Here is a 3947-nt window from a genome sequence, read left to right on the forward strand (position 1 = left end):
GTCGTAGACGAGGCAGCCGATCCCCATCGCCACTTCCGACGGCGGCTTGTTGAAGCGGATCTTCAAATCGTTAGTGCCGAGCATGATGATGACGAGGTCGAGCGTCGCATGGCTCTGCAGGCAGGGGCGAAGATAGGTTCTGCCGTTTTTGTGGGCGCCCTCGATCGGGTCGTCGTGGACGGTGGTGCGGCCGCTCAATCCTTCCTCGATGACATACCAGTCGGGGCCTAGCTGAGAACGCAATATCCCCGGCCAGCGTTCACCCGGCCCATAGCGCTCGAGCGGCCCCCTGCCGGGGATCTGGCCGTGCGTGTTGGAGTCGCCGTAGCACAAGACTGATCGCATGTTTTTCCCGCCGGGACTGACAGCGCGCCGAAGCCGGCGAGCGCCAATCATGATGGATAGAGGAGCGATGAAAGGCAAGCAAGGGAATAGTCATTCAACATGACTAACTATTGACAGGGCGAATCCGCTGTGCTTCTAAAGTGCCCGGAGGAGTTCTCGACCGTCATCATCGTCCAGCAGGAATTGGGCTTCGGCACGCATGTGTTCGGGGGCGGGAGAATTGCGTGCATCGGTCGGTTTGCGACAACGAGCATGCATTGGGAGAGCGTCTCATGGCCGTACGCATTCGTACGGCCGGCCATACGAATTCGTAGGCCGGGGCAACCACAAGGAGGAGAGTTTAATGTTAGGATTGCTGAAAACCGTCGGCCTGGGGATGCTCGTTGCGTCCACGCTTGCCGTGACGTCGCTGGCGCATGCGGAAGACATCAAGCTGATGGACGGCGTGGCGCCGCGCCCCGACGACACGCGCATGACCGCGGCCGGTGCGTTCAAGAAGGACCCGCCCTGGGTCATCGGCATGAGCGACTTCGGCGTCAACGCCAACACCTGGACAGTACAGGTGGCGCATGAGGCGGAGAACGCCGCGGCCAAGGACAAGCGCATCTCGAAATTCATCCTGCTCGATGCCGGCTTCGACCAGAAAAAGCAGGTGGCCGACATCGAGGACCTGATCGCGCAGCATGTCGACGCGATCATCGTTCAGCCGGTGACCAGCACATCGGCCAATGCCAGCATCGCCAAGGCGGTCGCCGCCGGCATCCCGGTCATCCTTCACACCGGCCGCATCGATTCCGACGCCTACACCACCGAAATCCAGGGCGGCGCCGAGCATTTCGGCAAGGTGATGGGCGACTGGCTGGTCAAGACCGTCGGCGACAACGGCAAGATCTGGGTCCTGCGTGGCCTGGCCGGCCATCCGGAAGACACCAACCGCTACAACGGCTTACTGGAATCACTTAAAGGCACGCATGTGCAGATCATCGCCGAGGAGCATGGTGACTGGCAGTACGACAAGGCCAAGAAGCTGTGCGAGACGCTTTATCTGAACAACCCACAGGTTGACGGCATCTGGTCGTCCGGCGCTGACATGACGCGCGCCTGCGTCGATGTCTTCAAGCAGTTCGGCACGCCCGTTCCGCCGATTTCGGGCGAGGGCAACAATGGCTATTTCGGCCAGTGGATCACGGACGGGTTCAAGTCGATCTCGCCGGAATACAGCCCCGCCCAAGGTGCGGCCGGCGTGCGCGCCGCCGTTGCCCTTCTGGAAGGCAATCAGCTCTACAAACGCTATGTCTATAATCCCGACGGATGGGACCAGGACAAGGCCAAAAAATACTATCGCGACGACCTCACCGCCAATGTCTGGTGGCCGAGCGAACTGCCAGAAGACAAGCTCAAGGAATATTACGGCAAGAAGTGACGGCGCCGTGGCTGGCGGGGAGTGGACAAGCATTCCCCGCAGGCCATTCCATCTGTCGAATCCGGTTCGTTCGAGGGTTTCGTGACCAATCTTATCGAGATGTCCCACATTTCGAAGGCGTTCGGAGGGAGCAGGGCGCTCCATTCCGTTTCCCTCGATCTCAAGGCGGGCAGCGTCCACGCCCTGATGGGCGAGAACGGCGCCGGCAAATCGACGTTGATGAAGATCCTGGCGGGCGTGCATCAGCCCGATTCCGGTGAGATCTTCATGAACGGGGAGAAGCTCGATCTGAAATCGCCGCGAGCCGCACTCGATGCCGGCATTTCGACCGTTTTCCAGGAGCATTCGCTGCTGCCCAATCTGTCGATCGCCGAGAACATGTTTCTCGGCCGGGAGCCGACGACACGGTTCGGCTCGATCGATTATCGGGTGATGAGCAGCCAGACCGCCAAGGCGCTTGGCGAACTCGGCCTCACGCTCGACCCGTCGCAACTCGTTTCAAACCTGACCATAGCCGAGCGGCAATTCGTCGAGATCGCGCATTGCATCCAGGCGGACGCCAGCGTGCTCATCCTCGACGAGCCGACGGCGGCGCTCAACGCAGCCGATGTCGATGTGCTCAACCGCAACATCCGCCGGCTGCGCGATAAGGGAAAAGCCATCGTCTACATCTCGCATCGCATGGAGGAGATATTCGAGCTGTGCGACACGGTGACGGTGCTGAAGGACGGCGCACTGGTCGGCACAAGAATGGTGTCCGAGATCACCACCGACGAACTCATCGCCATGATGGTCGGACGCGAACTCCAGGACCTTTTTCCCGATCGTACTGATAACAAAGGCGACGAGATCCTGCGCGTCGAGAACCTGAGGATCACCGAGACATCGCGGCCGCTGTCGCTGACATTGCACAAGGGCGAGATCGTCGCCCTGGCCGGCCTGGAGGGACAGGGCCAGCAGCGCTTCCTGAGATCGCTGATCGGCCGCTATCATCCCTCCGCCGGGACGATTTCCGTCAACGGCAAAGCGCTGAAAATGCCGCTCCCGCCATCATCAGGCGTTCGCCATTTGCAGCAGCTGAGGGTCGGCTTCGTTCCCGAGGACCGCAAGGAAGAGGGGCTCTTCCTCGCTTTGCCGATCGCCCACAACATCGCCATCGGATTGCATTCGAGGCGATCCGAACTCGCGGCGGCGCGGCCGTATCGAAACGTGATCGCCCGCATGATGGAGGTCATGAACATAAAGGCGGCAGGGCCGTCCGCGCCGGTCGGCTCCCTGTCCGGCGGCAACCAGCAAAAGGTTCTGCTCGGCCGCTACCTGGCCGCCGATCTCGATCTTCTGCTGGTCGAGGAGCCGACCCGCGGAGTCGACATCGGCGCCAAGTCCGAGATCTACCACCTGCTGCGCGACTTTACCGCCAAGGGCGGCGCCGTGCTGGTGCTGTCGCGTGAGACGATCGAGTTGATCGGGCTCTGCGATCGCATCTACGTCGTCCACGACGATACCATCGTTGCCGAAATGCCGGCAGCGCAGGCGACAGAACACAAGATCCTCGACGCGGCCCTGATGGGCGGTTCCACGCGCCAGCATTAGGGGCCTCCATGCATCGTTCGCTTTTCAACATCCTGAGTGGCCGGAACACCCGGCAAGGCCTGTGGGGCCTGCCGCTTCTGGTCGCCTTGCTCATTTCGCTGTGGCTGGCCGTCGAGACGACACAGTTCGCCACGGCCGAAAACCTCTTCAACCTGGTAGCCCAGGCGATGCCGCTGATCATCGCGGCGATCGGACAGCTCGTCGTCGTGCTCATCGGCGGGCTCGACCTGTCGGTCGGTTCGGTCATCAGCTTCACCACCGCGGTGCTGGCGCTCGACCAGCCGGCGATCGTGCTGATCCCGGCGGTCTTCGTGCTGGCGGCACTCATCGGGCTGACCAACGGCCTGGCGATCACCCGCTTCAACGTCCATCCGATCATCGCGACGCTGTCGACGCAGTACATCGTGCTCGGCATCACGCGCATCCTGCGTCCCGTCTCCGGTGGCACCGTGCCGGAGATCGTCATCGATGCCGTCTCGGGCAGTTTCCTCGGCATTTCCTATCCGGTTTTCTGGGGCATCGCCGTGATCCTGGCAGCGTGGAAACTGCTCTACGGATCCCGGTACGGGCTGCATCTGTTTGCGAT

General features: G+C 61.7%; 4 protein-coding genes. 3 read left to right on the forward strand and 1 reads right to left on the reverse strand.

What is annotated here, in order from left to right; all coding sequences use genetic code 11:
- Positions 1-345: GDSL-type esterase/lipase family protein (locus tag EN964_RS27770; RefSeq protein WP_245490693.1), on the reverse strand; the 345-nt coding region annotated here is incomplete at its 3' end.
- Positions 346-688: 343 nt separating this feature from the next.
- On the opposite strand from EN964_RS27770, the gene EN964_RS27775 reads away from it, so the two are divergent.
- The 3 genes from EN964_RS27775 to EN964_RS27785 form a co-directional block, all read left to right on the forward strand.
- The gene (locus EN964_RS27775; protein ID WP_127271056.1) at positions 689-1768 is read left to right on the forward strand and encodes a substrate-binding domain-containing protein; all 1080 of its coding nucleotides are present in this window, start codon (positions 689-691) and stop codon (positions 1766-1768) included.
- An 81-nt stretch (positions 1769-1849) separates the two neighbouring features.
- On the forward strand, positions 1850-3361 hold the full coding sequence (locus tag EN964_RS27780) for a sugar ABC transporter ATP-binding protein (RefSeq protein ID WP_127272783.1): 1512 nt from the start codon (positions 1850-1852) through the stop codon (positions 3359-3361).
- Between the two features lie 8 nt (positions 3362-3369).
- Positions 3370-3947 (forward strand): ABC transporter permease (locus tag EN964_RS27785; RefSeq protein ID WP_164776030.1); only part of this gene is annotated, 578 nt, incomplete at its 3' end.

Source organism: Mesorhizobium sp. M7A.F.Ca.CA.001.10.2.1, assembly GCF_003998575.1.
In the GTDB taxonomy this organism is placed as follows: domain Bacteria; phylum Pseudomonadota; class Alphaproteobacteria; order Rhizobiales; family Rhizobiaceae; genus Mesorhizobium.

Bases quoted from the DNA above. Each gene is read 5' to 3' on its own strand.
- EN964_RS27775 (WP_127271056.1), top strand. From the start codon at position 689: ATGTTAGGATTGCTGAAAACCGTCGGCCTGGGGATGCTCGTTGCGTCC.